Source organism: Actinomadura mexicana (genome assembly GCF_900188105.1).
Classification (GTDB): domain Bacteria; phylum Actinomycetota; class Actinomycetes; order Streptosporangiales; family Streptosporangiaceae; genus Spirillospora; species Spirillospora mexicana.
The window spans coordinates 486929-513379 of the sequence record NZ_FZNP01000003.1 but is presented as its reverse complement, the minus strand read 5'-3'; the positions used below and the strand labels follow the sequence as shown (position 1 = coordinate 513379).

At 71.6% G+C, this 26451-nt stretch carries 24 protein-coding genes; 13 read left to right on the top strand and 11 right to left on the bottom strand.

Annotated features, from left to right (window positions below; all coding sequences use genetic code 11):
• Nucleotides 1-3: 3 nt before the first annotated feature.
• Complete coding sequence (locus CHC11_RS42035) at nucleotides 4-588, top strand: hypothetical protein (RefSeq protein ID WP_218826006.1); 585 nt, start codon at nucleotides 4-6, stop codon at nucleotides 586-588.
• An 11-nt stretch (nucleotides 589-599) separates the two neighbouring features.
• Here CHC11_RS42035 and CHC11_RS10795 read toward each other — a convergent pair whose 3' ends face one another.
• The 6 genes from CHC11_RS10795 to CHC11_RS10770 form a co-directional block, all read right to left on the bottom strand.
• Nucleotides 600-1601: a LysR family transcriptional regulator gene (locus tag CHC11_RS10795; protein WP_089311494.1), complete on the bottom strand. Its 1002-nt coding sequence runs from the start codon at nucleotides 1599-1601 to the stop codon at nucleotides 600-602.
• A 44-nt stretch (nucleotides 1602-1645) separates the two neighbouring features.
• Nucleotides 1646-2338, bottom strand: a complete 693-nt coding sequence (locus tag CHC11_RS10790) for a Crp/Fnr family transcriptional regulator (RefSeq protein ID WP_089311493.1) — start codon at nucleotides 2336-2338, stop codon at nucleotides 1646-1648.
• A gap of 352 nt (nucleotides 2339-2690) precedes the next feature.
• Entirely contained in the window at nucleotides 2691-3461 is a 771-nt protein-coding gene (locus CHC11_RS10785) for a succinate dehydrogenase/fumarate reductase iron-sulfur subunit (protein ID WP_089311492.1), read from the bottom strand.
• Entirely contained in the window at nucleotides 3458-5422 is a 1965-nt protein-coding gene (locus tag CHC11_RS10780) for a fumarate reductase/succinate dehydrogenase flavoprotein subunit (RefSeq protein WP_089311491.1), read from the bottom strand. The genes CHC11_RS10785 and CHC11_RS10780 overlap by 4 nt, the downstream gene beginning before the upstream one ends.
• A 12-nt stretch (nucleotides 5423-5434) precedes the next feature.
• Complete coding sequence (locus CHC11_RS10775; protein WP_089311490.1) at nucleotides 5435-6265, bottom strand: hypothetical protein; 831 nt, start codon at nucleotides 6263-6265, stop codon at nucleotides 5435-5437.
• 297 nt (nucleotides 6266-6562) lie between these two features.
• Nucleotides 6563-7201, bottom strand: coding sequence for a helix-turn-helix domain-containing protein (locus CHC11_RS10770; protein ID WP_089311489.1), 639 nt, complete (start codon nucleotides 7199-7201; stop codon nucleotides 6563-6565).
• A 131-nt stretch (nucleotides 7202-7332) separates the two neighbouring features.
• Here CHC11_RS10770 and CHC11_RS41225 point away from each other — a divergent pair, with 131 nt between their 5' ends.
• The 3 genes from CHC11_RS41225 to CHC11_RS10760 all read left to right on the top strand — a co-directional run bounded on the left by CHC11_RS41225 (nucleotide 7333) and on the right by CHC11_RS10760 (nucleotide 9477).
• Nucleotides 7333-7920 (top strand): hypothetical protein, encoded by a 588-nt coding sequence (locus tag CHC11_RS41225; RefSeq protein ID WP_179278781.1) that lies wholly within the window; start codon nucleotides 7333-7335, stop codon nucleotides 7918-7920.
• Nucleotides 7917-8483 (top strand): OmpA family protein, encoded by a 567-nt coding sequence (locus CHC11_RS40180; protein ID WP_179278780.1) that lies wholly within the window; start codon nucleotides 7917-7919, stop codon nucleotides 8481-8483. The genes CHC11_RS41225 and CHC11_RS40180 overlap by 4 nt, the downstream gene beginning before the upstream one ends.
• A 253-nt stretch (nucleotides 8484-8736) precedes the next feature.
• On the top strand, nucleotides 8737-9477 hold the full coding sequence (locus CHC11_RS10760; protein WP_245919042.1) for a DUF2382 domain-containing protein: 741 nt from the start codon (nucleotides 8737-8739) through the stop codon (nucleotides 9475-9477).
• Between the two features lie 15 nt (nucleotides 9478-9492).
• Here the strand turns inward: CHC11_RS10760 and CHC11_RS10755 are convergent, their stop codons facing one another.
• Nucleotides 9493-10347 (bottom strand): serine/threonine-protein kinase, encoded by an 855-nt coding sequence (locus tag CHC11_RS10755; RefSeq protein ID WP_143227013.1) that lies wholly within the window; start codon nucleotides 10345-10347, stop codon nucleotides 9493-9495.
• Between the two features lie 184 nt (nucleotides 10348-10531).
• On the opposite strand from CHC11_RS10755, the gene CHC11_RS10750 reads away from it, so the two are divergent.
• Nucleotides 10532-12184: an LCP family protein gene (locus tag CHC11_RS10750; RefSeq protein ID WP_089311485.1), complete on the top strand. Its 1653-nt coding sequence runs from the start codon at nucleotides 10532-10534 to the stop codon at nucleotides 12182-12184.
• Nucleotides 12185-12327: 143 nt separating this feature from the next.
• Here the strand turns inward: CHC11_RS10750 and CHC11_RS10745 are convergent, their stop codons facing one another.
• The gene (locus CHC11_RS10745; RefSeq protein ID WP_143227012.1) at nucleotides 12328-12750 is read right to left on the bottom strand and encodes a hypothetical protein; all 423 of its coding nucleotides are present in this window, start codon (nucleotides 12748-12750) and stop codon (nucleotides 12328-12330) included.
• Between the two features lie 245 nt (nucleotides 12751-12995).
• Nucleotides 12996-13706, bottom strand: coding sequence for a ribonuclease III (rnc, locus tag CHC11_RS10740; RefSeq protein ID WP_089311483.1), 711 nt, complete (start codon nucleotides 13704-13706; stop codon nucleotides 12996-12998).
• 490 nt (nucleotides 13707-14196) lie between these two features.
• Here rnc and CHC11_RS10735 point away from each other — a divergent pair, with 490 nt between their 5' ends.
• On the top strand, nucleotides 14197-14676 hold the full coding sequence (locus CHC11_RS10735; protein ID WP_089311482.1) for a hypothetical protein: 480 nt from the start codon (nucleotides 14197-14199) through the stop codon (nucleotides 14674-14676).
• A 423-nt stretch (nucleotides 14677-15099) separates the two neighbouring features.
• Here CHC11_RS10735 and CHC11_RS10730 read toward each other — a convergent pair whose 3' ends face one another.
• Entirely contained in the window at nucleotides 15100-16581 is a 1482-nt protein-coding gene (locus CHC11_RS10730; protein ID WP_089311481.1) for a PucR family transcriptional regulator, read from the bottom strand.
• 119 nt (nucleotides 16582-16700) lie between these two features.
• Here CHC11_RS10730 and CHC11_RS10725 point away from each other — a divergent pair, with 119 nt between their 5' ends.
• Genes CHC11_RS10725 through CHC11_RS10695 form a run of 7 tightly spaced genes read left to right on the top strand, consistent with a single transcriptional unit; the run spans nucleotide 16701 to nucleotide 24672 of the window.
• The gene (locus CHC11_RS10725; RefSeq protein WP_245919040.1) at nucleotides 16701-17762 is read left to right on the top strand and encodes an S-methyl thiohydantoin desulfurase family protein; all 1062 of its coding nucleotides are present in this window, start codon (nucleotides 16701-16703) and stop codon (nucleotides 17760-17762) included.
• Entirely contained in the window at nucleotides 17755-19329 is a 1575-nt protein-coding gene (locus tag CHC11_RS10720) for a hydantoinase/oxoprolinase N-terminal domain-containing protein (protein ID WP_089311480.1), read from the top strand. Before CHC11_RS10725 ends, CHC11_RS10720 begins: the two co-directional genes overlap by 8 nt.
• Nucleotides 19330-19379: 50 nt before the next feature.
• Nucleotides 19380-20966, top strand: a complete 1587-nt coding sequence (locus CHC11_RS10715; protein WP_089311479.1) for an ABC transporter substrate-binding protein — start codon at nucleotides 19380-19382, stop codon at nucleotides 20964-20966.
• A 1-nt stretch (nucleotide 20967) separates the two neighbouring features.
• The gene (locus CHC11_RS10710) at nucleotides 20968-21984 is read left to right on the top strand and encodes an ABC transporter permease (RefSeq protein WP_089311478.1); all 1017 of its coding nucleotides are present in this window, start codon (nucleotides 20968-20970) and stop codon (nucleotides 21982-21984) included.
• Complete coding sequence (locus tag CHC11_RS10705) at nucleotides 21981-22871, top strand: ABC transporter permease (RefSeq protein WP_245919037.1); 891 nt, start codon at nucleotides 21981-21983, stop codon at nucleotides 22869-22871. Before CHC11_RS10710 ends, CHC11_RS10705 begins: the two co-directional genes overlap by 4 nt.
• Complete coding sequence (locus CHC11_RS10700; RefSeq protein ID WP_089311477.1) at nucleotides 22868-23632, top strand: ABC transporter ATP-binding protein; 765 nt, start codon at nucleotides 22868-22870, stop codon at nucleotides 23630-23632. Before CHC11_RS10705 ends, CHC11_RS10700 begins: the two co-directional genes overlap by 4 nt.
• A gap of 2 nt (nucleotides 23633-23634) precedes the next feature.
• Nucleotides 23635-24672 carry an ABC transporter ATP-binding protein gene (locus CHC11_RS10695; protein WP_245919035.1) on the top strand — a complete coding sequence of 346 codons (1038 nt, stop codon included), beginning with the start codon at nucleotides 23635-23637 and terminating at the stop codon, nucleotides 24670-24672.
• A 223-nt stretch (nucleotides 24673-24895) separates the two neighbouring features.
• Here the strand turns inward: CHC11_RS10695 and CHC11_RS10690 are convergent, their stop codons facing one another.
• A complete protein-coding gene (locus CHC11_RS10690; RefSeq protein ID WP_143227011.1) occupies nucleotides 24896-26206 on the bottom strand; it encodes a DMT family transporter in 1311 nt (436 codons plus the stop codon).
• Nucleotides 26207-26451 lie beyond the last annotated feature (245 nt).

Sequence of the window (26451 nt, the reverse complement as noted above, 5' to 3'; positions counted from 1 at the left end):
GGGATGACCCTCCAGCAGCACATGCGCCGGGCCGCCGAGGACTCCCTGCGCTCGTTCCCCGAGGCCCTCCTCCCCGACGTCTACGTCATCTCGCTCCGGATCTCGCACGGCGAGTTCTCGACCGTCCACGAACTCTGGGACTACCCCTACGACCCGTACATGGCGATCGGCTACAACACCGGGAGCAACGTCCGGCAGCACCTCGAAAGCTCCTCCGCGGACCCGCTGGAGGTGCGCTGGAGCTACGCCTACATGCTGCTGGAGGAGTCCGGCCCGGCGGGCCACCACCCCGCCGACCCCGAGGGCACCGCCCTCTACCTGGACGAGGTGAAGCGCCTCGGCCTCTGGTACGAGCCCGGCGAGGACGTGGAGGACGAGCAGGACGAACGGCTCTGCGCCCACTTCGACGACCTCTGCATCGACGCCGCGCGGCACCTGCACTCCACGGGCCTCGTCCGGAAGGTGCTGGGCCGCGAGGTGCCGATCGTCCTCTTCGACATGTTCCGCATCATCGAACCCGACGCCACCCAGGCGGCCAACCCGCCCCACCTCGTCCCCGCCGACTACCTGACCCTCCAACAGGGCTGACGCCCGTCCGGCTAGGCGTGGACCAGGGTTTCGACGCCGGCGGGGAGGCTGCCCGCCAAGGCGGCCTCCACGAGGAACGTCTGGAGGGTCTCCTGGAACGCCCGGGCCGCGTGGGTGAGCTCGACGTCCTTGCGGTGGGCGAGCGCGATGGTGCGGAGCAGGCCGGGGCCGTGGCGGCCGCGGCGCGCCTCCTCGTCCGCCAGCACGAGGGGGGTCCCGCGCAGGCCGGGCCGCCCGGCCAGCACCATGCTGGGGACGACCGCGATACCGAGCCCGACCTCCACGAAGCGCAGGACGGCGTCCATCTCGCCGCCCTCGACCGCGAACCTCGGCTCGAACCCGGCGGCCCTGCACGCGCTGATGGTCGCCTCGCGCAGGTCGTATCCGGAACGGAACATTACCAGCGGGCGGTTCTGGAGGTCCTCGATGCGCAGGTACGAGCGGCGCGGGAGCTGGGCGGTCCTCGGGGAGCGCTCCGGGGCGCCCGGCTCGGGTTCCGCCGGGGAGGCCACCACCAGGTACTCGCGCAGGATCGGTGTGGTGTCCAGGGGCGGGTCGCCGTGCAGGGGGAGGATGACCAGGGCCATGTCCAGCGAGCCGCGCGTCAGCTCCCGGACGAGGTCGCGCGAGCCGCCCTCCTCGACGAGGAGCTGGATCCCCGGGTACGCGTCGTGGAAGCGGCGCAGGACGTCCGCCAGCAGGCCCGCGCACAGGGACGGAGTCGCGCCGAGCCGTACCCGCCCGCGCTTGAGGCCGACCAGCTCCTGCACCTCCAGGCGAGCCGTGTCGACATCGGCCAGGATGCGCTTCGCCAGGGGGAGCAGCGCCTCGCCGGCGGGAGTGAGGGTGATGTTGCCCCGCGCGCGGCTGAACAGCGACACGTTCAGCTCGTTCTCCAGCGCGCGGATCTGCTTGGACAGCGAAGGCTGCGCGACGCGGAGCAGCTCGGCGGCCTGCGTGAAGTGGCGTACCTCGGCGACCGCGACGAAGTAGGCGAGCTGCTGCAACTGCATCCTGCACAGCGTACGGGTCGCCGTTCCGCGCCTTCCGCACCGGGTCAGCGCGCGTGGCGGCGTAAGGCCTGGAGGTCGTGGACGATGAGGCGGCGGCGGCCCGTCTCTATCCAGCCGTGCCGGCGCAGCGTGCGCAGCGCCTTGCTGACCGCCTCGCGGGACGCGCCCACCCAGCCCGCCAGCTCCTCCTGCGACAGGTTCAGCGTGATCTGGACGCTGTCGCCGCCCGCCTCGCCCGTCCGGCGGTCGTAGGGCACGCCGAACCGCTCCGCCAGCTCGACGAGGCGCTGCGCGACCCGTCCCGTCGCGTCGAACATGCCGAACTCGACACGCTTGCGGTCGGCGTCGCGCCAGCGCTGGCACAGCATCCGCATGATGAGGACGGAGATGCGGCCGTGCACCTGTAAGAACGCCATGAACTCGTCGGCCGTGACCGCGAGCGCCCGCACCGGTTCGAGCGCCGTGACCGTCGCCGAGCGGGGCAGCCCGTCGATCGCGGCGACCTCGCCGAGCAGCGCCCCCGGGCCGCGCACCGCGAGGAGCGTCTCGCCGCCGAACTCGCGGTAGGAGCACGCCTTGACCCGGCCCTGCAGCAGGACCGCCACCCAGCCGGGGTCCTCCCCCTCGACGAAGAGGCTCTCCCCCCGGTCGAACTCGCGGACGCGGCCGCGGGCCGTCAGCTCCTCGCGTTCCGCCGGGGTGAGATCGCCGAGGAACGAACCTTCGAGGGCGCTCATGTCCACAACGCTAAAGGGCCTGGAGCGTTCCCGCCTCCTGGGAGAGAATCACGGTTCAATCACGCGTTGTGTGCACTTATCCCTACTCGAACATTCGAGGGTGCGCCAGTGTTGGACGCGGCGTGCACGGCCGGAGGTCGTCCCGGCGTCCACGGCGTTCACGGGGAACGGCGGAACGGCGGGCGGCGGGCCGGGGGCACGCCGCCCGCCGGGCCACGGAGCGTCGCCTGCCAGAACGGCGCCCCGTGACGGGAAGCGGCGGAAAACGCGAACGTCCCCCGCCGCGCGGGGCGGCGGGGGACGTTCGCGAAAGCCGTTCGGGCGGTTCAGGCGGACGGTTCAGGCGGACGGTTCAGGCGGACGGGGTGTCCTCGCCCTTGCGCACGATGCCGAGCTTGCTGCCGAGCCACACCAGCGGGTCGTACTTGCGGCCGACGACCCGCTCCTTCATCGGGATGAGCGCGTTGTCGGTGATCTTGATGTGCTCCGGGCAGACCTCGGTGCAGCACTTGGTGATGTTGCAGAAGCCGAGCCCGTGGTCGTCCTGGGCGATGTTGCGCCGGTCGGCCTGGTCGGCCGGGTGCATCTCCAGCTCCGCGATCCGCATCAGGTAGCGCGGGCCCGCGAACTCGGGCTTGTTCTCCTCGTGGTCACGGATGACGTGGCAGACGTTCTGGCACAGGAAGCACTCGATGCACTTGCGGAACTCCTGCGAGCGCTCGACGTCCACCTGCTGCATGCGCAGCTCGCCCGGCTTGGCGTCGCCCGGGTCGAACGAGGGGATTTCCCGCGCCTTCTGGTAGTTGAACGACACGTCCGTGACCAGGTCGCGGATGACCGGGAACGTGCGGACCGGGGTGACGGTGATCGTCTCCCCCGGGTCGAAGGTCGACATCCGGGTCATGCACAGCAGCCGCGGCATGCCGTTGATCTCCGCGGAGCACGAGCCGCACTTGCCGGCCTTGCAGTTCCACCGGACGGCGAGGTCGGGAGCCTGCGTGGCCTGCAGCCGGTGGATGATGTCGAGGACGACCTCGCCCTCGTTCACCTCGACGGTGTAGTCGGTGAGCTCGCCCGCGCCGTCGTCGCCGCGCCAGACCTTGAACTTCGCCTCGTAGCTCATCGGCCGTCCTCCTCGTTCTCCGCGGCGTCGGCGGCGGGGGCCTGCCCGGCGGGGCTCGTCGGCAGCTCCTCGGCGGTCAGGTACTTCTTCAGCTCGTCGTTGTCGAACAGTTCGAGCAGGTCCGGCCGCATCGGCGCCAGCGGCTGGCGCCGCAGCTCGACGTGCGGGGAGGACGGGTCGCCGACCAGCGAGCAGACCAGATTGATCTTCCGCCACTCCGCCGACATGGCCGGGTGGTCGTCGCGGGTGTGGCCGCCGCGGCTCTCCTGGCGCTCCAGCGCCGCCTTGGCGACCGCCTCGGACACCAGCAGCATGTTGCGCAGGTCCAGCGCGAGGTGCCAGCCCGGGTGGTAACCGCGCCCGTCGCCGACCGCGACGGGGTCGACGCTGACGGCCGCGACCCGCTCGCGGAGCTTGCCGAGCGAGGCGATCGCCTGCTGCAGCTCCTCTTCCTTGCGGATGATGCCGACCAGCTCGTTCATCGTCTGCTGCAGCTCGGCGTGGACGGTGTAGGGGTTCTCGCCGCCCTCCCGCTCGAACGGGGCCATCGCCTCGGCCGTCGCCGCCTCGATCTCGGCGTCGGGGACGGCGGGGCGCGCGGGAAGGGCGTCCACGTACTCCGACGCTCCGAGCCCGGCCCGGCGGCCGAACACCAGGAGGTCCGACAGCGAGTTGCCGCCGAGCCGGTTCGAGCCGTGCATGCCGCCGGAGACCTCGCCCGCCGCGAACAGGCCGGGCACCTTGGCCGCGCCGGTGTCGGGCTCGACCTCCACCCCGCCCATCACGTAGTGGCAGGTCGGGCCGACCTCCATCGGCTCCTTGGTGATGTCGACGTCCGCCAGCTCCTTGAACTGGTGGTACATCGACGGCAGCCGCTTGACGATCTCGGCGGCGCCGCCCGGCATCCGGTCGACGACGGTGAGGAACACCCCGCCGTGCGGCGATCCCCGGCCCGCCTTGACCTCGGAGTTGATCGCGCGCGCCACCTCGTCTCGCGGCAGCAGCTCAGGGGGGCGCTTGTTGTTGTCGGGGTCGTCGTACCAGCGGTCGCCCTCCTCCTCGGTGGTGGCGTACTGGTTCTTGAAGACCTCGGGGATGTAGTCGAACATGAACCGCTTGCCCTCGGAGTTGCGCAGGACGCCGCGGTCGCCGCGCACCGACTCCGTCACGAGGATGCCCTTGACGGACGGCGGCCAGACCATCCCCGTGGGGTGGAACTGGACGAACTCCATGTTCAGCAGCGATCCGCCCGCGAGCAGGGCCAGCGCGTGCCCGTCCCCGGTGTACTCCCAGGAGTTGGACGTGACCTTGAACGCCTTGCCGATGCCGCCGGTCGCCAGCACCACCGCGGGCGCCTCGAACACGACGAACCTGCCGGTCTCCCGGACGTAGCCGAACGCGCCGCAGATCTTGCCCTCGGGGTCCTTCAGCAGCCGCGTCACCGTGGTCTCGGACCAGACCTTCAGCCTGGCCTCGTAGTCGCCGTGCTCGGCGTGGTCCTCCTGCTGGAGGGCGACGATCTTCTGCTGGGCGGTGCGGATCAGCTCCAGGCCCGTCCGGTCGCCGACGTGCGCCAGCCGCGGGTACTCGTGCCCGCCGAAGTTGCGCTGGCTGATCTTGCCGTCCTTGGTGCGGTCGAACAGCGCGCCCCACAGCTCCAGCTCCCAGATGCGCTCCGGGGCCTCCTTGGCGTGCAGCTCCGCCATCCGCCAGCTGTTCATGAACTTGCCGCCGCGCATGGTGTCGCGGAAGTGGACCATCCAGTTGTCGTTGGCGTTGACGTTGCCCATCGCCGCGGCGGCGCCGCCCTCGGCCATCACCGTGTGGGCCTTGCCGAACAGCGACTTGGAGATGATCGCGGTCTTCTTGCCCTGGAGGCGCGCCTCGATCGCCGCGCGCAGCCCGGCGCCGCCCGCGCCGATCACCACGACGTCGTAGAGGTGCCTCTCGATCTCAGTCATGATTCCTTGGCCTCAGTTGAAGATGCGCAGGTCGGAGATGGTGCTGCTGGCGACCAGCGCGACGTACAGGTCGGCCGCCACCAGCGACCCCAGGGTGATCAGGGCGTACATCCCGTGGCGCTGGTTGATCTTGGACACCCAGCCCCACATCCGGTAGCGGAAGGGGTGCTTGGAGAAGTTCTTCAGCCGGCCGCCGACGACGTGCCGGCACGAGTGGCACGACAGCGTGTACAGCCAGAGCAGGACCACGTTCGCGACCAGGATGACCGTGCCGAGCCCGATGCCGAACCCGCCGTCCTTGCCGTGGAAGGCGCGGGCCGCGTCCCAGGTGTTGATGAGGGAGATGGCGAAGGCGGCGAGCCAGAAGTACCGGTGCAGGTTCTGGCCGATCAGGGGGAAGCGGCGCTCACCGGTGTACTTGCCGTGCGGCTCTCGGACGCCGCACGCGGTCGGCGACGCCCAGAACGAGCGGTAGTAGGCCTTGCGGTAGTAGTAGCACGTCAGCCGGAACAGCAGCAGGAACGGCAGCGAGATCGCCGCGAAGGGGATCCAGCCGCGGGTCGCCGCCGGCAGGAAGGTCCCGAACTCGGCCGCGTCGCCCGTGTGGTCGCCCACCGTGACGTTGTCGCAGATCTCGTTCAGGCACGGGGAGTAGAACGGCGTCAGGTAGTGGAACTCCGGCACGTAGAAGGCCGCGCCCCAGAAGGCCCGGACGGTCGCGTACACCACCCATGCCGTGAAGATCACGAAGGTCGTGACCGGATACAGGCGCCAGTTGTCCTTGCGGAGGGTGCGTTCCTTGATCTGGGCGCGCGACTTGGCCGGCGCCTCCACAGTGGTCATCGATCGCTCTCCTGAGCTCGGGTCGTCGTGTCCCCGTACCACGGTCCGCGCGCACCATGCGGCCGTCGCGCCGCGGCCGGCGGCAGGGCGCCTCCGGCCGGGCCGCGCGCGGCGGGGGAAGACCGTGCCGCATGCGGGCGGTGACGCCTTGTGTGCGCTTCCAGCGAAGCGACCCTACGCCACCCGCCACGAGCTGTGACATACATAACAGGCAGACCCGCATGTGACCCTGACCACAGACTTTAGCCCGCTCAGCGCCCTTTCACGGCCCCTGGGACCCATAACCAGTCGTTATGATCAAAGTGAATCGAGACGAGACCGCTCCGGCATGACCGTCCGGTCGCCCGGCGTTTGCTTCAGCACGGTTCGGGCGAAGTGCGCTTCGGCCTCGCTCGTGCGGCCGGTGCCGTACACCCGCAGCACCTCGGCGAGGTCGGGGAAGCGGTCGGCGACGAGCCCTGCGGCCGCCTCGATCTCGGCGGCGGACGCCACCTCGCGCAGCAGGGCCTGGACGAGCCGCGCCGGCTCGGCCGCCGCGCGTTCCGCACCGCCCTCAGGACCCGCCGGCACGGGCCCGGCCGGAACGCGTCCGGAGACCGCGCCGCGCATCCCCGACGTGGTGGCCGCCGACTCCGCCTTGATCTCCTCCAGGCGCGCCTGGATCCCGGCGGCGGTCAGGGCGTCGAAGCCGGGCCCGGCGACGAGGTCCTCGACCGCCATCAGGCGGTGCAGGACGGCCGGGTTGCTGATCTTGGCGCGCTGGCCCGACATGAGCTGGGACAGCATCGGCGCCGACAGCCCGAGCACGCCGGCGAGCCCCGACTGCGACATTCCGAGGCGGCCGAGCAGCGGCCGGACGCGCTCGCCGAGCGGCTCGCCGTACCACTCGGCCTGCAGCGCGCGGTTCCGGGCGATGGTGTCCTCGGCGACGCTCACCCGGCGACCCCCTCTTGACGATTTACAGATGCAAACGATAGATTCGCGACCGCACAAGGTTCTGCGACCTCTGAGCCCATGGTGCCACGGAAACAAGTATTTGCATATGTGACAGATCGAGAGGAACGACGATGGCTCTGGCACCTCGCCTCGCGGCCGCCGCCGCGGCGGCCCTGCTCCTCACCGGCGGCCTGGCCGGCTGCTCGCTGCCCGGGACGGGCTCGTCCTCGGGCTCGGGCCCGGCCTCGTCCACGCCCTCGTCCGGCGGCGAGAAGGCCGCAGGTTCGGCGGGCAAGGCGAGCTTCGACAACTCCGCCAAGCCGCTGGTGAAGGGCACCTTCGACAGCCCCGTGGCACAGGGCGCCAAGATCGACATCGCCGTCATGGGCCTCAAGGTGAGGGGGAGGCTGGCCACCCTCACCATGCAGCTCACCCCGCACGTCCCCCCCGGCGGGCCGGACCGCCTCAACGCCTACCGCCTCAACGGCGAGCACGGTCTCGGCACCTCGCTGATCGACCCGGTCAACCTCAAGAGGTACGTCGTGGTGAAGGACTCCGGCGGCAAGGAGCTGGAGACCGACGACATCTTCACGACCATGACCAACGACCAGGTCACCCCGTTCTACTTCACCTTCGCCGCCCCGCCCGAGAACGTGAAGACCGTCGACGTGCAGATCGGCACCTGGCCCACGTTCCGCGAGATCCCGGTCGAACGGTGAGCCGCGTGCGCCGCCCGGCCGTCCTCGCGGCCGCCCTGGCCCTCGTGCTCGCCGTCCCGGCCGTCGCCGGGGCCGACCCCGGAGTGCCGGACCTGAACCTGACCCAGAGCATCCTCCCCATCGAGACGGGCGCCTCCGTGTACGGCATCGAACTGCAGCAGGCGGTCGTCTCCCTGGAGGAGGAAGAGGGCGACGGGGCGCGGGTCACCGTCCGCATCTCGGCGGACGTCCTGTTCGACTTCGGCAAGGCGACGCTCACCGGCGCCGCCCGGCGCCGCATAGCCGAGCTGGCTCCCCGCCTCCGCGGGGCCCGCGGCGCCGTCCAGGTGGCGGGGCACTCCGACTCCGTCGGCGAACCCGCCTACAACCTCACGCTCTCCGAGCAGCGCGCCGAAGCGGTCAAGGCCGAGCTGGCGAAGGCCCTGACCGGGACGAGCCCGCAGATCGAGGCCAGGGGCTACGGCGAGACCAAGCCCGTCGTCCCCAACGAGCAGGGCGGCAAGGACGACCCCGCCGGGCGCGCCAAGAACCGCCGCGTCGAGATCATCTACGAGAAGGGCTGACCGCGCGCTGCGGCGAGACGAATCGGCCGATACCTCGGTCACCTGGCCCCGGACCCTCTCAGCTAGGCCCGGCCGGGCGTCTGCCGACGAGGTCGGGACACCACGCGAGTTGTTTTAGGCAGGCCGACAAGCCTGAGCAAATCAGGCTTTGAGGGACATTTACTACTCAAGACGGGTTCTTTGGGTTCTCAGCGGTAGGGGTTTCTCAGTCAGAGGAAGGAAACAGATGATTACAGAACAACAGATTCCCCGAGTGCTGGAACACCCGCTCTACGACGAGCGCGGCAGCAAGGTCGGCGACGTCAAGCACGTCTTCCTGGACGACCGGACCGGTCGCCCCGAGTGGCTGGGCGTCAAGACCGGGATGCTCGGCGCAAAGGAGTCCCTCGTCCCGGCCCAACGGGCCGAGTGGGTCTCCGACCACGTCGAGGCGGGATACGAGAAGGACTTCATCAAGCAGGCACCCGACGTCGACCTCGAAGCCGGCGAGCACATTCCGGCGGCCGAGGTACAGCGGCTGTACCACTACTACGGCATCGACTCGGGCGGCCAGGAGCCCGCCGGCGCTCCGACGGAGGCGGGACCGGAGCGGGCCCACGAGCCCGACGACGCGATGACCCGCTCAGAAGAGAAGCTGCATGTCGGCACGGAGACCCGGGAGTCCGGCCGGGCCCGACTGCGCAAGTACGTGGTCACCGAGGAGCAGCAGGTGACCGTCCCGGTCAGCCACGAGGAGGTCCGGGTCGAGCGCGAGCCGATCACCGATGAGAACCGGGACGCGGCGTTGCGCGGGCAGGAGATCACCGAGGCCGAGCACGAGGTCGTCCTGCACGAAGAGCGACCGGTGGTGTCCAAGGAGACGACCCCGGTGGAGCGGGTGCGGGCCTCCAAGGAGACCGTGACCGAACAGGAGACCGTCGGTGGCGAAGTCCGCAAGGAGCGCATCGAAATGGAGGAGGAGGACACCGAGCATCGAGGCCGCCGCAAGCGGTGACCCGATCGCTCCCGTTCACGCGGGTGCGGGCGGCGGGCCCAGATGGTCGAAGATCTGCAGGGGCTCGCCGTCCAGCGTGCGGACGGGGAAGCGCAGTTCCAGCCGGCACGCCGCCAGCGCCCCGCGCGCCGCGTCGGCGTGGGCGGGACGTTGCCCCGGGTCGGGCGCGCACAGATGGGCGACCACCGCCCACAGCAGAGGCGGCACCCCTGGGGGCGGCACCCCGATCCGCTGGCGCGGCTCGGGGTCCCCGGCGCCGGTCAGCATCCGCCAGGCGACCATGCCGGCGGCGTACAGGTCCTGCCGCGGGCCGGGCCGGTCCCAGTCGAACACCTCGGGCGCGAGGTATCCCGGCGTCCCCACGGCGAAACCGGTGGTGGTGAAGCGCTGGTCGTCCTCCCCCAGGGCGATCCCGAAGTCGGCCAGCCGCACGTGCGGCGCCCCGACCGGACTCGGCTCCAGCAGCAGGTTGGCGGGCTTGACGTCCCGGTGGACGACCCCGGCGCCGTGGATGTGGCTCAGCGCGGCCAGCAACTGGTCGAGGACCTCGGCCGCGTACTCGGGCGGAAGCCTGCCGTAGTCCCCGAGGAGCGTCTCCAGCGAGCCCCCGCGCACGAGGTCCATGGCGAGGAGCACATCGTCGTACGCCGTGCACGAGGCGTAGGGCGTCAGCACATGGGGGTGCGCCATGCGCAGCGCACGCTCCCGGACGACCCGCAGCATCGACGTCGGGCCCGGCTGCCGGACGAGCTTGGCCGCGCAGTACCGCCCCTCCGCGTGGTCGTAGGCACGCCACACGCGGCTGGTCCCTCCCACCCCGATCCGGTCGAGCATGGTGAACCGCCCGCCGACCACCCACCCCGAGTCCACGGCACCGATCGTACGGAAGACCACCCGTCCCGGGGATGCCAGATTTACGCACACTTGTCAACAGAACAGGCGTTCTGCGCATCTAACACGAGGAGGTACAGACGCCCCTTGAAGGCGGCCTCCCTAAACTGACGATCACGCAGACCACGCGCCCTCCCCAGGGCCCGCCCCCGAGACGGGACCGATGAGCGACAGAGACCCGCGCCGCGACGACCTCGCGGGGGACGAGGCCGCCCGCCGACCACCGGCGCCCCCGGAGACGGCCGGCGCCGCGTCCGGACAGGACGGCGGCGACGCCGAAGCCCCGGAAGAGACCGCGACCGGCGACGGGACCGCGACCGGCGACGAGAAGCCGGTCGGTGGCGAGGAACCGGTCGGTGGCGAGGAACCGGCGGACGAAGGCGGGCCGGACGGAGGCGGGCCGGACGGAGGCAGGCCGGACGACGCCGCGCCGTCCGGGGCCGCCACCGGAGTCCGGCGGGGCGGCGGGCGGCGCAGGGGGCTGCGGTGGGTCGCGGTCGGCGCGGTCGCGCTGCTGCTGGCCGCAGGGGGCGGCGCGGCGTGGCTCTACCACGACCTCATGGGCGGCATCGAGCAGAAGCACGTCAGCGACGACCTCGGCGCGAACCGGCCGAAGAAGCTGAACAAGTCGCTCAACATCCTGCTGATCGGGTCCGACACGCGGGAGGGCGAGAACTCGGAGTACGCGGTGCCGGGGATGGCCGGGGCGCGGTCGGACACCACGATCCTGCTGCACCTCTCGCCGAACCGGGACCAGGCGGTCGGGATCAGCTTTCCGCGCGACTCGATGGTGAGGATGCCGGCGTGCAGGAAGGAGAAGGGCGGCACCGTCCCGGCACAGTTCGGGATGCTGAACGCGGCGTTCGCGTACGCGGGGCCGACGTGCACGTGGAAGACGCTGGAGTCGCTCACCGGCATCCACATCGACCATTTCGTCCAGGTGGACTTCGCCGGGTTCAAGCGGATGGTGGACGCCCTGGGCGGCGTCGAGATCTGCGTCGACAAGCCCGTGAGGGACCCGAGGGCCGAGCTCTACCTGAAGGCCGGGAAGCAGACCGTGAAGGGGGAGGACGCGCTCGGCTACGTGCGCGCGCGCTACTCGCTCGGTGACGGCTCCGACCTGGAGCGCATCGAACGGCAGCAGAAGTTCATGGCGGCGGTCGTCGACAAGGCCACCAGCGGGTCCGTCCTCACTGATCCGGCGAAGACGTACAAGTTCCTCAAGGCCGCGACCAAGTCGATGACGACCGACGACGACCTGGATCTGGCGGGGATGCGGAAGCTGGCGGACGGGCTGAAGGGGATGAGCGCGGGCCAGGTGCGGTTCGTCACCGTCCCCGTGGAGGGGTACGCGCCGGACCCGAACCGCGTCCAGTGGAACGGGGAACTCGCGAAGCCGCTGTTCGAGGCGATCCGGCATGACGACGAACTGCCCGCGAAGCCCACCGAGCCCGCCCAGGCGCGGCCGGAGCCGCCTTCACCCGGCAAGGTGCACGTCACCGTGGTCGACGCGGGGGCCCGGGACGCGCAGGTGAAACGGGTCGTCAACCAGCTCCGGCGGCGCGGGTTCACGGTGGCGAAGAAGGTCGAGAAGGCCGCCGCGGCGCCGCAGACCCGCCTCGTCTACGCGCCGGCCGCGGAGGCGCAGGCCTCGGCGCTCGCGCGGGACGTCCCGGACGCGCTGCTCACCTCCGACGCCGCCGCGCCGCGGGACGGCGTCCGGCTCGTCGTCGGAGCGAGGGGGGCGCGCCTCGCGCCGCCCGCCATCAACAAGATCGGCGGAGGCGTCGAGGCCGGCCGGAAGCTCTGCGGCTGACCCTCGGCCGGCGGCGGAGAGGATCGACGCGAGCACCCCGGCGAGCATGCAGGGGCCGTACGGGAACTCGCCCTCGCGCGACCTGCGGACGATCATGATGCCGACGGCGACGAGGCCGCCGGGCAGGGAGGCGGCCAGCAGGATCAGCGGCGGTAGTAGCGGCGGTCGTAACGACGGTCGTAACGGTCGTCATAGTCGTCATCGCCATTGATCAGGAGCCAGATGAAATAGCACAGCAGCAGCCCCGCGAGGATGCTGCCGATATCGATCGCACCTCCGCCGGTGAACGACTCGCGGGTCGCGGCCGCCGTGCACACTTTGCCCTTGCACTTGGCGTCCTCGTGCTTCTCGCGCCATTCGTCGGGCGGTGAGGTCACGCGGACGTGCGGCTTGTCCTTGATCAGTACGGCCGTCTGCCGTACACCGTCCTCCATCGCGGTGGCGCCGGGTTCGAAGTACTTGCCGGCATGGATCCGGGGCCGGCCCTCGTAGATCGCGTTGACGGCCTTCGCCTGCAGCCAGGAACGGTTGGCCACACAGATGATCAACACGATGCCCATCATCACGAGAAGAACGATGCGGGCTATCAGCCCGAAACAACCCATCCCGGCACTTCGACGGTAGAACACACTGAGGACCCGTCCGGAGACCGGCGGAAGGCGCAACCGGTTCCGATCGGCGCACGAACCAGGCCGGACGAAGACGAGACGGCCCCCGCGAGGGGGCCGTCTCCGGTCAGTGCCTCACAGGGAGGCCTTCAGATCAAGCCGCCCCCCGGGTTCGTCGCCCCGAGGAACAGCAGGTCGCCCGGTCACCCAGTGATCGCGTGCCAGGCCGCCTCCGCGGCGAGCTTCTCGGCCTCCTTGGCCTTGCCGCCCTGGCCCGGGCCGTACTCGACGCCGCCGACCAGGACCCAGGCCGTGAAGTGCGCCCTGTGGTCCGGTCCGCTCTGCTCGACCCGGTACCGAGGCGCCCCCAGCCCCTTGAAGACGGCGAGGGACTGCAGCGCGCTCTTCCAGTCCAGCCCCGCGCCCAGCAGCGCCAGCCGTTCGATGAGATCGCCGAACGACCGGTGCACCAGCGCGGAGACCGCGCCTATGCCGTGCCGCAGGTGGACCACCCCGATCAGCGCAGTCAGCGTGTCGGCCAGGATGGAGTCCTTCTCCCTCCCACCGTCGGCCTGCTCGCCGCGGCCCAGCCGGATGTGAGCCCCGACGCCGAGCGAGCGGGCCACTCCTGCCAGCGCCGCAGCGGTGACCGCGGCGGCCCGCAACTGGCTCAGCAAGCCCTCCGCGTCCCCGGGCCTGCGGTGGAACACGATGTCGGTGATGCACATCCGCAGGGCCGCCTCGCCCACGAAGACCAGGCGCTGGTCAGCGCGCAGGCCGTTCTCGTTGGCGTAGGAACGGTGCGTGAGGGCCTCTTCGAGCAGCGGGTCGTCATGCGCGACCCCGAGCGCACCGGCGAGTTCCGCTCGATCCGGTGCCGATCCGCCTCGCCGCTCCGGTTCTTCGACCGTCATCCTCGTCTCCTTCTTGTTTTATCGACAGGTCGCGGGCGCCCCTAGGGCACCCACGAGTTACCGTGCGGCCGCCATGGAAGGCCGCAACGCTCCGCCGGCGTGGCGGACGGGCTGGGCCTCACCGGCCCGACACCGCCCGACCGGGCTCGCAGCCTCGACGACGGTTCCGCTCTCAACGGCCGAGGGCCGGCACTGATCCGCACGGATCTGTCCCGGTACGGGGCCTTCTCCACCAAGAACGGGAAGTTCGTGGTGGCCGAGTACGCGCTCGACCACCCCGCCTCCCGAACGCCCGGCCGAGCCGCCTTCCGAGGCGGTTCGGCGCCCGGGCACGATGCACCGGCCGGCCCCCGCCTCCCCAGGTGGAGGCCGGTTTCTCGGGTGCACCGCACGCCGCAGGAGTTGCCGCTTCCGGCCGCGTCCGGACGGTAGACCCCGCGAGTGACCTTCCCGGCTCTCGCTACGCAACCAAGACCGAAGGAGCTTTTCCATGAACGGACTGACCGGGGTCATCGGATCCCGTCCGCAGCAGCGTCCCGAGTTCGAGACGGGCCCCGTGCCCTACACCATCGGGAAGCAGACGAGCGAGGCCAACGAGCCCACGGAGGCGATGGTCGAGCACTCGGTGCAGGGCATCTTCGCCGACCTCCCCCCGGAGGTGCGGGGCATCGTGACGCGCGTCGCGATGGAGCTGATCCGCAATGCCCAGTGGTACGGGCAGGCGCCGGCAGGGGTGTTCCTGCCCGACGGTCCGGCCGTCACCCTGTTCCTGGGGTGGGCCACCGACGAGCGGGAGATGGTGAAGTACCCCCTCGTCATGGTGGGCGACCGGAACCCCGAGATGCCCACGGTGCAGGAGTCGACCCGGACCGGGCTCAAGCGAGTCATCTCGCAGACCCACCGGTGCGGCGCCGTGCGCACCGGTGGCGGCAAGCGCGCCTGGGCCATCGTGGACCCGCAGCCGCGCTGATCTCCACCTGACCGACGCCCGGATCCACCGATCCGGGCGATGCAGTGGCCGGCCTTCACCCCGATGGGGTGGAGGCCGGTTCTTGTTCCGATGGACCGCAGATTTCCGGCCCGATTCGAAGATGCGGGTTGCCGACTCGGCCGGGCTCTGTACAGTCCACTATGCGGGTTCTCGAGACCCGTCATTTTGTTAACAGATGATTGAAAACGAAACGGGGTTATCACCATGGCCATGCAAATGGGCAGGAAGGTCGGCGAGAACGAGGACGGCGACATCATCCTCGACGACGACGGCACCATCAAGGGTGCATGACGACAACTGATCGATGTGGCCTCCGGGCCGCGGTGCTGATCAATAGGCCGCTCTCGTCCCGGATCCCCGGGACGAGAGCGGTTCTTCATTTCTCCGGTCGGCGGCGTCCTGTCAGTCGCGGAGGCGGACGCGGCAGGCCAGGTGCAGGGCGAACGCGGTGTCCGGGTCGGACAGGTCGGCGCCGAGCCTTTCGACGATCTTCCTGATCCGGTAGTTGACCGCGTTGGGGTGCAGCGCCAGCCGGGACGCGGCGGCCTTCAGCGAGCCGCGCGCGTCAAGGTAGGCGCACAGCGTGGCGATGGCCTCGGCCGACCGTCCCGGGCCGAGCGCGTCGAGCGGGCGCAGCAGATCGTCGACCACCCGGCGGCTGAGTGCGGAGGCGGCGATCTGGGACAGCACCCGGTTGATGCCGGCGGCGTCGAAGGTGTGGACGAGTTCGCGGGAGCGGACGGCGATCGCCGCCGCGGCGCGGGCCTCCGTGGCCGACTGGCGCAGCCCCTCGATCCCCCGCTGCGGTGTGCCGATCCCGAAGCGCAGCACCATACCGGGATGCTCCTCCGCCACGGCGGCGCGCACGGCGTCGATCATCTGCAGGGCGCGCGGCGGCCGGATCTCGGCCCGGGCGGTGCCGACCAGCACGATGTCGGCGGCGAGGCGGGCCAGGTTCCACGACTCGCCGGAGGGCTGCGGGGCCTGGTGGGTGCGCAGGGTGAGGGTGTCGAACAGCCGCCGCCGCTCCGCGAGCTCGGCGGGGTCCGGGCCGGGCGGCCGGTCCGGGGTCATCCAGATGGCGGTGTGCAGGTCGTCCACGGCCAGGCCGAGCAGCCGGGCCCGGTCGGCCAGTGCCCCCGCCTGGACGCGCTCGCTGACGATCAGCTCGGTGAGGATGTCGGACCGGGTCTGGCCGGGCGCGGTCGCCCGCTCCAGCGCGAACTGCCGCAACCGGCCGACCGCGGCGGCCACGGCGGGCAGCACCAGCCGCACGGCGTCGTCCGGCGGACCCGTCACGCCGCCCTGGCGGCGGCCCGCCACCCAGATCGGCTCGGCGTCCGCCGGCCCCGCCGCCTCGTCCGTCGTCGTCAGGGTGCGGCCGAGCACCGCCCCGACCCGTTCGAGCAGCGCGACGACGCGGTCGCCGTCCTCGGCGGCGCCGGGGGGCTCGCCGGCCTCGCGGACGATCCGCAGCGCCGCCTGCGCGCGGGCGAGCGAGTCGGCGGCGTCGCCCCGGATGACCTGGCCGAGGTAGAGCACGACCTCGGCGACGTCGCAGTCCTCCTCGGCCGTGAGGACGGCGAGGCGGGCGCGGTCGGCCAGCCGGGCCGCGGTGATCGGCAGCGGGCCGCAGCCGATGAGGACCAGCGCGGGCACGCCGCGTTCGGCGGCGGTGCGGACGGCGATGTCCAGCTCGTATCCGGCGGCCCTCGCGGCCGACCGTCCCGTCACGACGACCAGCGCGCCCTCCGGGGCGCGCCGCAGACGCGCCAGCGCCTCGACCGCGGTGACGGAGGTGAGCGGCACGGCGTCGGCCGGGCCGGCGAGCAGGGTGAGGGGGATCCGGGAACCGGTCCCGACCAGGTCCGCGACGAAGGACACGCCCGCATTGTGCCACCGACACAAACACTCGCGAAACCTTGTGCCCTCCACCCTTCCGCCAGGTCAGACGGTGGGACCATTCTTCCAGCATGCAGATGACACCTTCGAGGACCGGTCGCGTGACCCTAGACGACGTTCCGGCGCTCGCCCGCGGCTGCGCGATCCTGGGCACCGGGGGCGGCGGGGACGTCGAGACGGGCACGCTGACCGCGGTCCGGGCGATCGACGAGTTCGGCGAGGTGCCGCTCATCCCGCTGTCGGAGGTGCCCGACGACAGCCTCGTCCTCCCGCTGTCGGGGATCGGAGCGCCCACCGTCGCCCACGAGATGCTGATGAGCGGGGAGGAGCCGCTGCTCATCCGGGACGAGGTCGAGCGGACGCTCGGCCGTCCGGTGGCCGCGGTGATGGCCTGCGAGATCGGCGGCTCGAACGGCGTCGGTCCGGTCGGCTGGGCGGCGCGGCTCGGCCTGCCGCTGGTCGACGCCGACGGGATGGGACGGGCGTTCCCCGAGGTCCAGATGGTCTCGATGTACGTGGCGGGACGGCCGGTGAACCTCGTCGTCCTGGCCGACGTGCAGGGCAACGTCACCACGGTCCGCCCGGTCGACGGGCTGTGGTCCGAGCGCATCTCCCGGGCGGTCTGCGTCGCCAGCGGGGCGTCGGCGCTGATGGCCGACTACGTGCTGACCGGCGCGCAGGCGCGGGGCGCGGTCATCGAGGGCACGGTCACCAAGGCCCTCGCGATCGGCCATGCCGTGCGGGACGGTTCCGACCCGCTCGGCTCCCTGTGCGCGACGCTGGACGCCACCGTCCTGATCACCGGGAAGGTCGTCGACGTCGAGCGGCGGACCGGCGGCGGGTTCGTCCGCGGCAGCCTGGTCGTCGACGGCACCGGCGAGGACCGCGGCCGGCTGCTCCGGGTGGAGATCCAGAACGAGAACCTGATCGCGCTGGAGGACGGCCGGGCGCGCGCCTGCGTCCCCGACCTGATCACCGTGGTGGACGCGCAGACCGCCGGCGCCATCTCCACCGAGTCGCTGCGCTACGGACAGCGGGTGGCGGTGCTGTCCTGGGCGTGCGACCCGATCTGGCGGACCGAGCGCGGTCTCGCCACGGCCGGCCCTCGGGCGTTCGGCTACGACATCGACTACACGCCCGTGGAGGAGCTCTCTCATGGCTGACCGTACGTCCGGCGGCACCGTCGCCCGGGACCTGCGCATCGGCGTCGACGTCGGCGGCACCAACACCGACGCGGTCGTCCTCAGCGCCAAGGGCGAGGTGCTGGCCCGGACGAAGCAGGCGACCAGCGCCGACGTCTCCTCGGGTCTGCACGCGGCGCTGACCGCGGTGCTGGACCAGCTCGGCGACGACGTCCGGCGGGTGGGCCGGGTCATGCTCGGCACCACGCACGCCACCAACGCCATCCTGGAGCGGCGGGGGCTCGGCAAGGTGGCCGCGATCCGGCTCGGCGGGCCGGCCACCACCTCGGTGCCCCCGGCGCAGTCCTGGCCGGCGGACCTGTCGGCGGCGATCACCGCGCGCACCGCCGTGCTCCCCGGCGGCCACTACGTCGACGGCAGGCCCATCTCCAAGCTCGACCCCGGCGCGCTGCGCGCCGTGCTCGCCGACGTCGCCGGCGAGGCCGACGCGATCGCGCTGACGAGCGTGTTCAGCCCCGCCTTCGCCGACCAGGAGATCGAGGCGGCGGAGATCGCCCGGGACGAGCTCGGCGACGCGGTGCCCATCTCGATGAGCCACGAGATCGGCACGCTCGGGCTGCTGGAGCGCGAGAACGCCACGATCCTCAACGCCGCCCTCTACCGGGTCATCAGCGCCGTGTGGGACGGGCTGCAGCACACGCTGGCCGAGCGGGGCCTGGACGTCACCACCTACTTCGCGCAGAACGACGGCACCCTCATGGCGATCGACTACGCCGTGCGGTACCCGGTGCTGACGATCGGCTCGGGCCCGGCCAACTCCATCCGGGGCGCGGCGTTCCTGTCCGGCCTCACCGACGCGATCATCGCGGACGTGGGCGGCACCTCGACCGACTTCGGCGTGCTGTACGCCGGCTTCCCCCGGGAGTCGTCGGCGGGCGTCGAGATCGGCGGGGTGCGGACCAACTTCCGGATGCCCGACATCCTCGCCCTCGCGCTCGGCGGCGGCACCGTCATCGGGCCGGACGGGGCGGTCGGGCCGCAGTCGGTCGGGTACCGGATCACCGAGAAGGCGCTGACCTTCGGCGGCGACACCCCCACCATGACCGACGCGGGCGCGCTGGCCGGGCGCGGCGCGCCGGCCGGCGCCGCGATCCCGGAGCGGCTGCGCGGCGCGCTCGGCGCGGCGGTGGAGACGGCCGACCAGATGCTGGCCGACGCGGTCGACCGGATGACCCTCGGCAAGACCGACCAGCCGCTGATCGCGGTGGGCGGCGGGTCGTTCCTGATCCCCGACACGCTGGCCGGCGTCGCCGAGGTGATCCGCCCCGCCCACGGGGACGTCGCCAACGCCGTCGGCGCGGCGATCGCCATGGTCAGCGGAACCATTGAGACCATCATCCCGGCAGGCGAGGGCCGCAGGGAGGCCATCGCCGAGGCGTCCGACGCCGCCGGACGCCGGGCCGTGCAGGCCGGAGCCGATCCGGCCGGAGTGGAGGTCGTGGAGATCACCGAAGTACCGATGAGTTACCTGCCCGAACCCGCGCTGCGGCTGCGGGTCAAGGCCGCCGGCCCGCTCGGCAACCTCTAGCCCGGCCCCCCACTCCCCCCTGTCCGGTCCCCCTGCAAGGAGATCCCGTCATGTCCTGGCGCATAAGATCACTGGCGCTCGCGGCGGCAGTCGCCGTGACCGTCACCGGCTGCTCGGGCGGAGCCGTCCGCAAGTCGGCCTCGACGTCCAGCGCGTTCGTCTACTCGTTCAACCTCAACATCGTCACCGACTGGGACCCCGCGACCTCGTACTCCAACGAGATCATCGCGATGCAGAACGTCTACGAGTCGCTGACCCGGTACAACACCGAGTCCAAGAAGGTCGAGCCGCGGCTCGCGACGAAGTGGACCTCGTCCGACGACGGCAAGAAGTGGACGTTCACCCTGCGGGACGGCGTGAAGTTCCACACCGGCACCGCGCTGACCTCCAGCGTCGCCAAGGCCGCCATCGAGCGGACGATGAAGATGAAGGGCGGCGCCGCCTACATCTGGGACCCGGTGAAGACGATCGAGGCGCCGGACCCGCACACGCTGGTGTTCGAGCTGAAGTACGCGGCGCCGCTCGACCTGGTCTCCTCCTCCGGCTACGCCTCCTACATCTACGACACGAAGGCGCCCGGCGGCGCGGACCTCAAGGACTACGTCGCGAAGGGCCACGACACCGGCACCGGGCCGTACACCGTCGCCTCCTGGAACAAGGGGCAGGAGGCCGAGGTCCGGCTGGGCCAGTTCAAGGACTACTGGGGCGGCTGGAAGGGCTCGCACTACACCAGCGTCGAGTTCCGCAACACCCCGCAGGTCACCACCGCGTGGCAGCAGTTGCAGGCCGGTGACGTCACCTACGTGCACCGGCTCAACCCGCAGCTGTTCGCACAGGCGAAGGGGATGAAGGACCTCAAGACCGACTCGGTTCCGTCGTTCCAGAACCTCATGGCGTTCTTCAACACCGAGGCCGGTCCCCTGAAGGACGTCAAGCTCCGCAAGGCCGTCCAGGCGGCGATCGACTACAACGGCCTGGTGTCGACGCTGAAGGGCTCGGGAACCGCGGCCAGCGGCGTCGTCCCGACCGGGCTGACCGGGGCGACCCCCGGCCTGGCCGGGCGCCAGGACACCGCGGCGGCGACGCGGCTGCTGAACGAGGCCGGGTACGGGCCGGGCAAGAAGTCGCTGACGCTCGACCTCACCTACGCGCAGGGCGACGACGACCAGCAGAAGTTCGTGACGCTGCTCAGCTCCGCGCTCAAGGGCCTGAACGTGAAGGTCCAGGCCAAGCCGATGCAGTGGGACGCCCAGTGGGACCGTGCCAAGAGCAAGGACGCGTCCAAGCGCCAGGACGTCTTCGTCATGTACTGGTACCCGGACTACCCGGACGCCTACAGCTGGTTCCTGAACCTGTTCCGCTCGGCCGACCCGGTCAACTTCAACCTCACCTACCTCGACGACCCCGGCGTCGACGGTGAGATCGACAAGCTGCCGGAGCTGACCGCCACGAACCGGTCCGCGGCGGAGGCGTCCTACGCCTCGCTCCAGCGCAGGCTCCTGGTCGACCAGGCCGTCGCCGCGCCGCTGTTCGTCCAGCAGTACCAGCGGGCGTACTCGGCGGACGTCGACGGCTACACCGACGACCCGGCGTACCCCAACGTCGTGTTCGCGCACGAACTCAGCCCGGCCGCGTGACATGACCCGCTACCTGCTCCGACGCCTGGCACAGGCCGCGTTCGTCGTGGCCGGTGTCGTGGTGCTCACCTTCGTGGTGATGCGGCTGGTCCCCGGGGACCCGGCGGTGACCTACGCCGGGCCCCGGGCCTCCGCCGCCGAGCTCGCCCGGACCCGCGCGGAGCTCGGCCTGGACGACACGCTGCCCGTCCAGCTCTGGGACTACCTCACCTCGCTGGTCCAGGGCGACTGGGGAATCAGCCTGCACACCCGCCAGGACGTGCTCGGCGACATCTCCACCGCCTTCCCCGCCTCGCTGGAGCTGGTCGGCACCGGGGTGATCATCGCGGTGCTGGTGGGCATTCCGCTCGGGGTGCTCGCCGCCCGGTTCCGGGGCCGGCCGGCCGACGGATCCATCCGGATCACCTCGATGGCGGGCGTGTCGGTGCCGGTCTTCCTGCTGGCGCTCTTCGCGCAGAACGTGTTCGCCACCAAACTGGGCTGGCTCCCCGTCGCCGGTGAGTACGACCCCGAACTGGACGGCACCAGCCCGCTGCACCTGTACACCAACATCACGGCGGTGGACGCGCTGATCACCGGGAACTGGCCGGTCCTCGGCAGCACCCTGGCCCACCTCGTGCTGCCCGCGGCCGCGATCTCCGCCTATCCGACCGGCGTGGTCGCCCAGATGACCCGCGCCGCGCTCATCGAGGAGTCGACGCAGAACCACGCGCGGCTGGAACGGGCCCTCGGCTTCACCCGCTGGCAGGTGCTGACCCGGTTCTCGCTGCGGCCCGCGCTCAGCCCGGTGCTGGCCCTGCTGGCGCTCGTCTTCGCCTTCTCGCTGGTGAACGCCTTCCTGGTCGAGGCCATCTTCAACTGGCCCGGGCTCGGCCGGTACGCGGCCGACTCGATCCGCTCGTCCGACGCCCCCGCCATCGCGGGCGTCACCATCGCGATCGCGTTCACCTACGTCGTCGTCAACCTGCTGGTGGACCTCGCGCAGGCCGCCATCGACCCGCGGGTGAGGATCAGATGACCGCTCTCGACACCCCCGCCGCGCCCCTGCGGGAACGGCCCGTGCACCGGGTGATGCGGGCGGCCCGCACCGACCGGCTGGCCGCCGTCGGCGCCGTGGTCCTCGCCCTGGTCGTGGTCGCGGCCATCGCGGCCCCGCTGCTGGCGCCCTATCCGGGCGACGGGACCGACGCGACCCACCCGGCCGAGGCGCTGCGGGCGCCCGGCGGCGAGCACTGGTTCGGGACCGACGGGGTCGGCCGCGACATGCTGACCCGGGTGCTCTACGGGGCGCGCACCTCACTGACGATCGCCGTCGCGGTGCTCGCCCTGTCCGCCGTCATCGGCGTGCTGCTCGGCGTCGTCGCCGGGTACGCGGGCGGGATCGTCCGGGACGTCATCATGCGGATCACCGACGTGTTCCTGGCCTTCCCGGCGCTGCTGCTGTCGGTGGCGCTGGCGCTCGTGCTGCACCCGGGGACGCAGGGGGCGATCATCGCCATCACCGCGTCCTGGTGGCCCTGGTACGCCCGGATGAGCGCGGTCGCCGCGACGTCCATCAGATCGCGCGGCTTCATCGACGCGGCCCGCTGCCTCGGCGGGTCCCGGACGCGGATCGTGCTGCGGCACGTCCTGCCCAACTCGCTGACCCCGGTCCTGGTCCAGCTGTCCCTGGACGCGGGCGGGGTCATCCTCACGGCCGCGGCGCTGTCCTTCCTCGGCCTCGGGCCGCAGGAGCCCACCGCGGAATGGGGGCTGATGGTCCAGCAGGGGCAGAGCCTGTTCACCACGAACTGGTGGGTGGTCGCCTTCCCCGGCCTGGCCATCGTGGTCACGGCGTTCTGCTTCAACGTGCTCGGCGAGGGCCTGCGGTCCGCCCTCGACCCCCGGCGGGAGGTCACCCGATGAAAGCGGTGCTCACTGCGGAGAACCTGCGGGTGCGGGCCGGCGACCGGCTGCTGGCCTCGCTCGACGAGCTGAGCGTCGGCCCCGGCGAGTGCGCCGCGATCGTCGGCGAGAGCGGGTCGGGCAAGACCACGGCCCTGAACGCGATGCTCGGGCTGACCGACGGGCTGCGGGTCAGCGGAAAGGTCGTCGTCAACGGCACGGACGTCGTGACGGCGGACGACCGGACCCTGTCGAAGCTGCGCGGCTCGGTCATCGCCCTGGTCAGCCAGAGCCCGCAGGCGTCCCTCAACCCCACGATGCGGCTCGGGGCCCTGCTCAAACGGGTGCTCGCCCGGCACGGCCTGCGCGGCGCCGAGGCCCGCGAGCGGACCGAGGAGGCGCTGCGCAGCGTCCTGCTCGACCCCGGGCTGCTGCGCCGCTACCCGCACCAGGTCTCCGGCGGCCAGGCGCAGCGCTTCGCCATCGCGATGGCCGTCGCCCTGCGCGCCGACGTCATCCTGGCCGACGAGCCCACCAGCGCGCTGGACGTCACCGTGCAGGCCGCCGTCCTGGACCTGCTGGCCCGGCTGCGCGACGAGCACGGGATCGCCCTGGTCTTCGTCTCGCACGACCTGGCCGTCGTGTCCGGGATCGCCGACCACGTCGTCGTCATGCGGCAGGGCAGTGTGGTCGAGGCGGGACCGGCCGCCGACGTCCTGCAAAGCCCCTCCGCCGCCTACACCCGGGAACTGCTCGACGCGGTCCCCGCGATCGGGGAGTGACCATGCTCAGCGCGGACGATCTCACCGTCAGCTACGACCGGACCCCGGTGGTCCGCGGCGTCTCCCTCACGGTGCCGGAGAACTCCGGCGGCGTCGCCGTCATCGGGGAGAGCGGATCGGGCAAGACCACCATCGCGCGGGCGCTGCTCGGCCTGGTCAGGCCCGAGCGCGGCCGGGTGCTGTTCCGCGACCGCGACATCGCCCGGCTCGACCGGGCGGGGCGGGCGCTGTACCGCTCGCAGGTCCAGCCGGTGTTCCAGGACGGCAGCGAGGCCCTCGACCCCCGGATGCGCATCGGCGCCTCGATCTCCGAGGCGCTGCGGATCCGGCGGCGCCGCGCCGGCGGCGAGCCCGCGGGGAAGGACGGGGACCTCCCGTCGGTGACGGAGCTGCTCACCGACGTCGGCCTCGATCCCGACCTCGCCGGGCGCCGCCCCCACCAGCTGTCCGGCGGGCAGCGGCAGCGCGTCGTCATCGCCCGGGCGCTGGCGGTCGACCCGCGGCTGCTCGTCCTCGACGAGCCGACCAGCGCCCTGGACGTCACCGTGCAGGCCCACGTGCTGGACCTGCTGGCGGGGCTGCGCGACGAGCACGGGCTGAGCTACCTGCTGATCACCCACAACCTGGCCATCGTCGACCGGCTCTGCGACACCGTGCACGTCCTGTTCGCCGGGCGGATCGTGGAGTCCGGCCCGATCGGCACCGTGCTCGGCGCCCCGGCCCACCCCTACACCGCCGCGCTGCGCGACGCCGTCCCCCGGCTGGGCGCGGCGCACCGGGCCGCCGGCGCCTCGGACGCGCTGCCCGCCGCCGAGGGCTGCCCGTTCCGGCACCGCTGCCCGATCGCGGTCGACCGGTGCGCCACCGAGGATCCGCGGCTGCTGCCGCTCGCCGACGAGCACAGCGTCGCCTGCCACCGGGCCGTCCCGGCCGGAGCCGACGGGGCCGTCCCCGCCGAGGCCGACAGGGCCGTCCCGGCCGAGGCCGACAGGGCCGTCCCGGCCGAGGCCGACGACCACCGGTCCGGCGCCGAGCTGTGAGAAAGGGACGGCGGGAGGATGGCTCCTCCCGCCGTCATCTGGATACGTGGCGCTGGCCGGCGTCACGCTGCTGTCGGTTCCACGGTTCGGGGGCGCGGGTTGGCCGGCCCGGCCCCGAACCGTGTTCAGATGTGCGGAGACCGTCTCCGCGCCCCTGCTCCACCTCTAGGGCGGTGTACGTCCCGCCGTCAGGCGGGCGATGTGCCCGCCGCGGCGACCGCCGCTAGGACGACGTGGCCGGGGCCTTCTCCAGAGCGAGACGGACCCCCTCCTCCGCCGTCCTGACCGCGGCCTCGGCGGCGTCCTTGTGGGCGGCGGCGGTCTGCGCCTGGGCCGCGGCCCTCTCCGCCTCGGTCCGGGTCTTCACCGCCGCGGCCTCCGCCTTCTTCGCGTCGGCGCGAGCCTTCGCGAGCCTGGCCTCGGCGACCCTGCGTTCCGCCTGGGCGACGGCCTGCTCGCAGTCCCCGTACTCCTGGGTGAGCCGTTCGAGCGTCTCCAGGATCTTGCCGCGCTCGTCCAGGGCGTGCTGCAGGACGGCCTCGGGCGTGGCCGACGACAGCTCGATGAGCGGCGCGTGGCCCCGGTCCCTGAGGCTGAAGCTCATCTGGGCGACCGCGGCCGCGGCCACCGTGATGACGATGACCCCGGCCCACTGGATCGGGATCAGCCGCGTGTCCAGGAAGGCCAGCCCGACGAGCGTGGCGATCAGCGGACTCGCGGTGAGGAACACCGCGTACACGGCGTCGCCCGCGAGTTCCCTCGCCGGCATCTGGATGATGCGGGGCAGGGTGTTGTTCAGCAGCCCGACCAGCAGCGCCCACAGGACGATCTGCCAGCTCAGGAAGGCGAAGCCCCCCGTGAGCATGACGATGCCGCCGGCGAGCACGCCGACGGACAGCGTCGACCAGGCGATCACCTTCTCGGTGTAGAACCGGCCCGCGCCCTTGATGAGGCGGTCGGTGACGGGAAGGTACAGCGTCCGCAGGACGCCCGCGCCGAGGGCGCAGATCACGCCGAGCAGGTAGCCGCTTCCCGAAGCCGGCCCGTCTCGCTGGACGAGCAGGACCACGCCGAGCGCGGCGGCCGCCGCGAAGAGCGTGAGAAGGGCGGCTCGCCCCCTGCTCCCGCTCCTGAACCCCGCGATGACGGGAATGGAGAGCGGGACGGTGTAGTAGATCCCTCCGGCGACGCTGAAGGGGATGAAGGACAGGGCCGCGAACAGCAGCGCCTTGTCCATGCCGATCACCCCGAACGTCATCAGGGACAGTTTGCGCCGCGACCGTGCCGGCATCTCGGCTGCGGGCCTGTCGTCTCCGCCCTTCCCCGAAAGCTTCCAGAAGAAGAGGCGGAGCAGGAGCAGGAGCCCGCCGAAGGTCGCCTCCAGCGCCGTCGCCTGGTGCACCTGCAGACCGTTCGCGCCGATCAGCCGGTTGTCCAGGAGGGCCTTGCCCGACGCGGAGCTGAGCCGGTCCGCGCCTCCGAGCGCCACCCCCAGCCAGGGGTACCGCTTGCGTTCAGAACTTTGGTTTGTCATTTCCGGAACTCCTCGTGTGAAGTGCGCACAAAGAGAACCGGTGGTGACCCGGCTCCCTTTGTCGCACCGATGAACGGGTACGACTCCGTGGAGCCGGGTCGTGCTCAACGATCTTCATGCATGCCGACTCAGCCGCGGGGACATGCGGGTGGCCGCCCGGTGAACAGGCTCTTACGAAACGCCTTTGACGCCATTTCTGGCTCTAGCCCGCGGGGGGGTGCACGCCCTCCCTGGAAAGCGGTGGC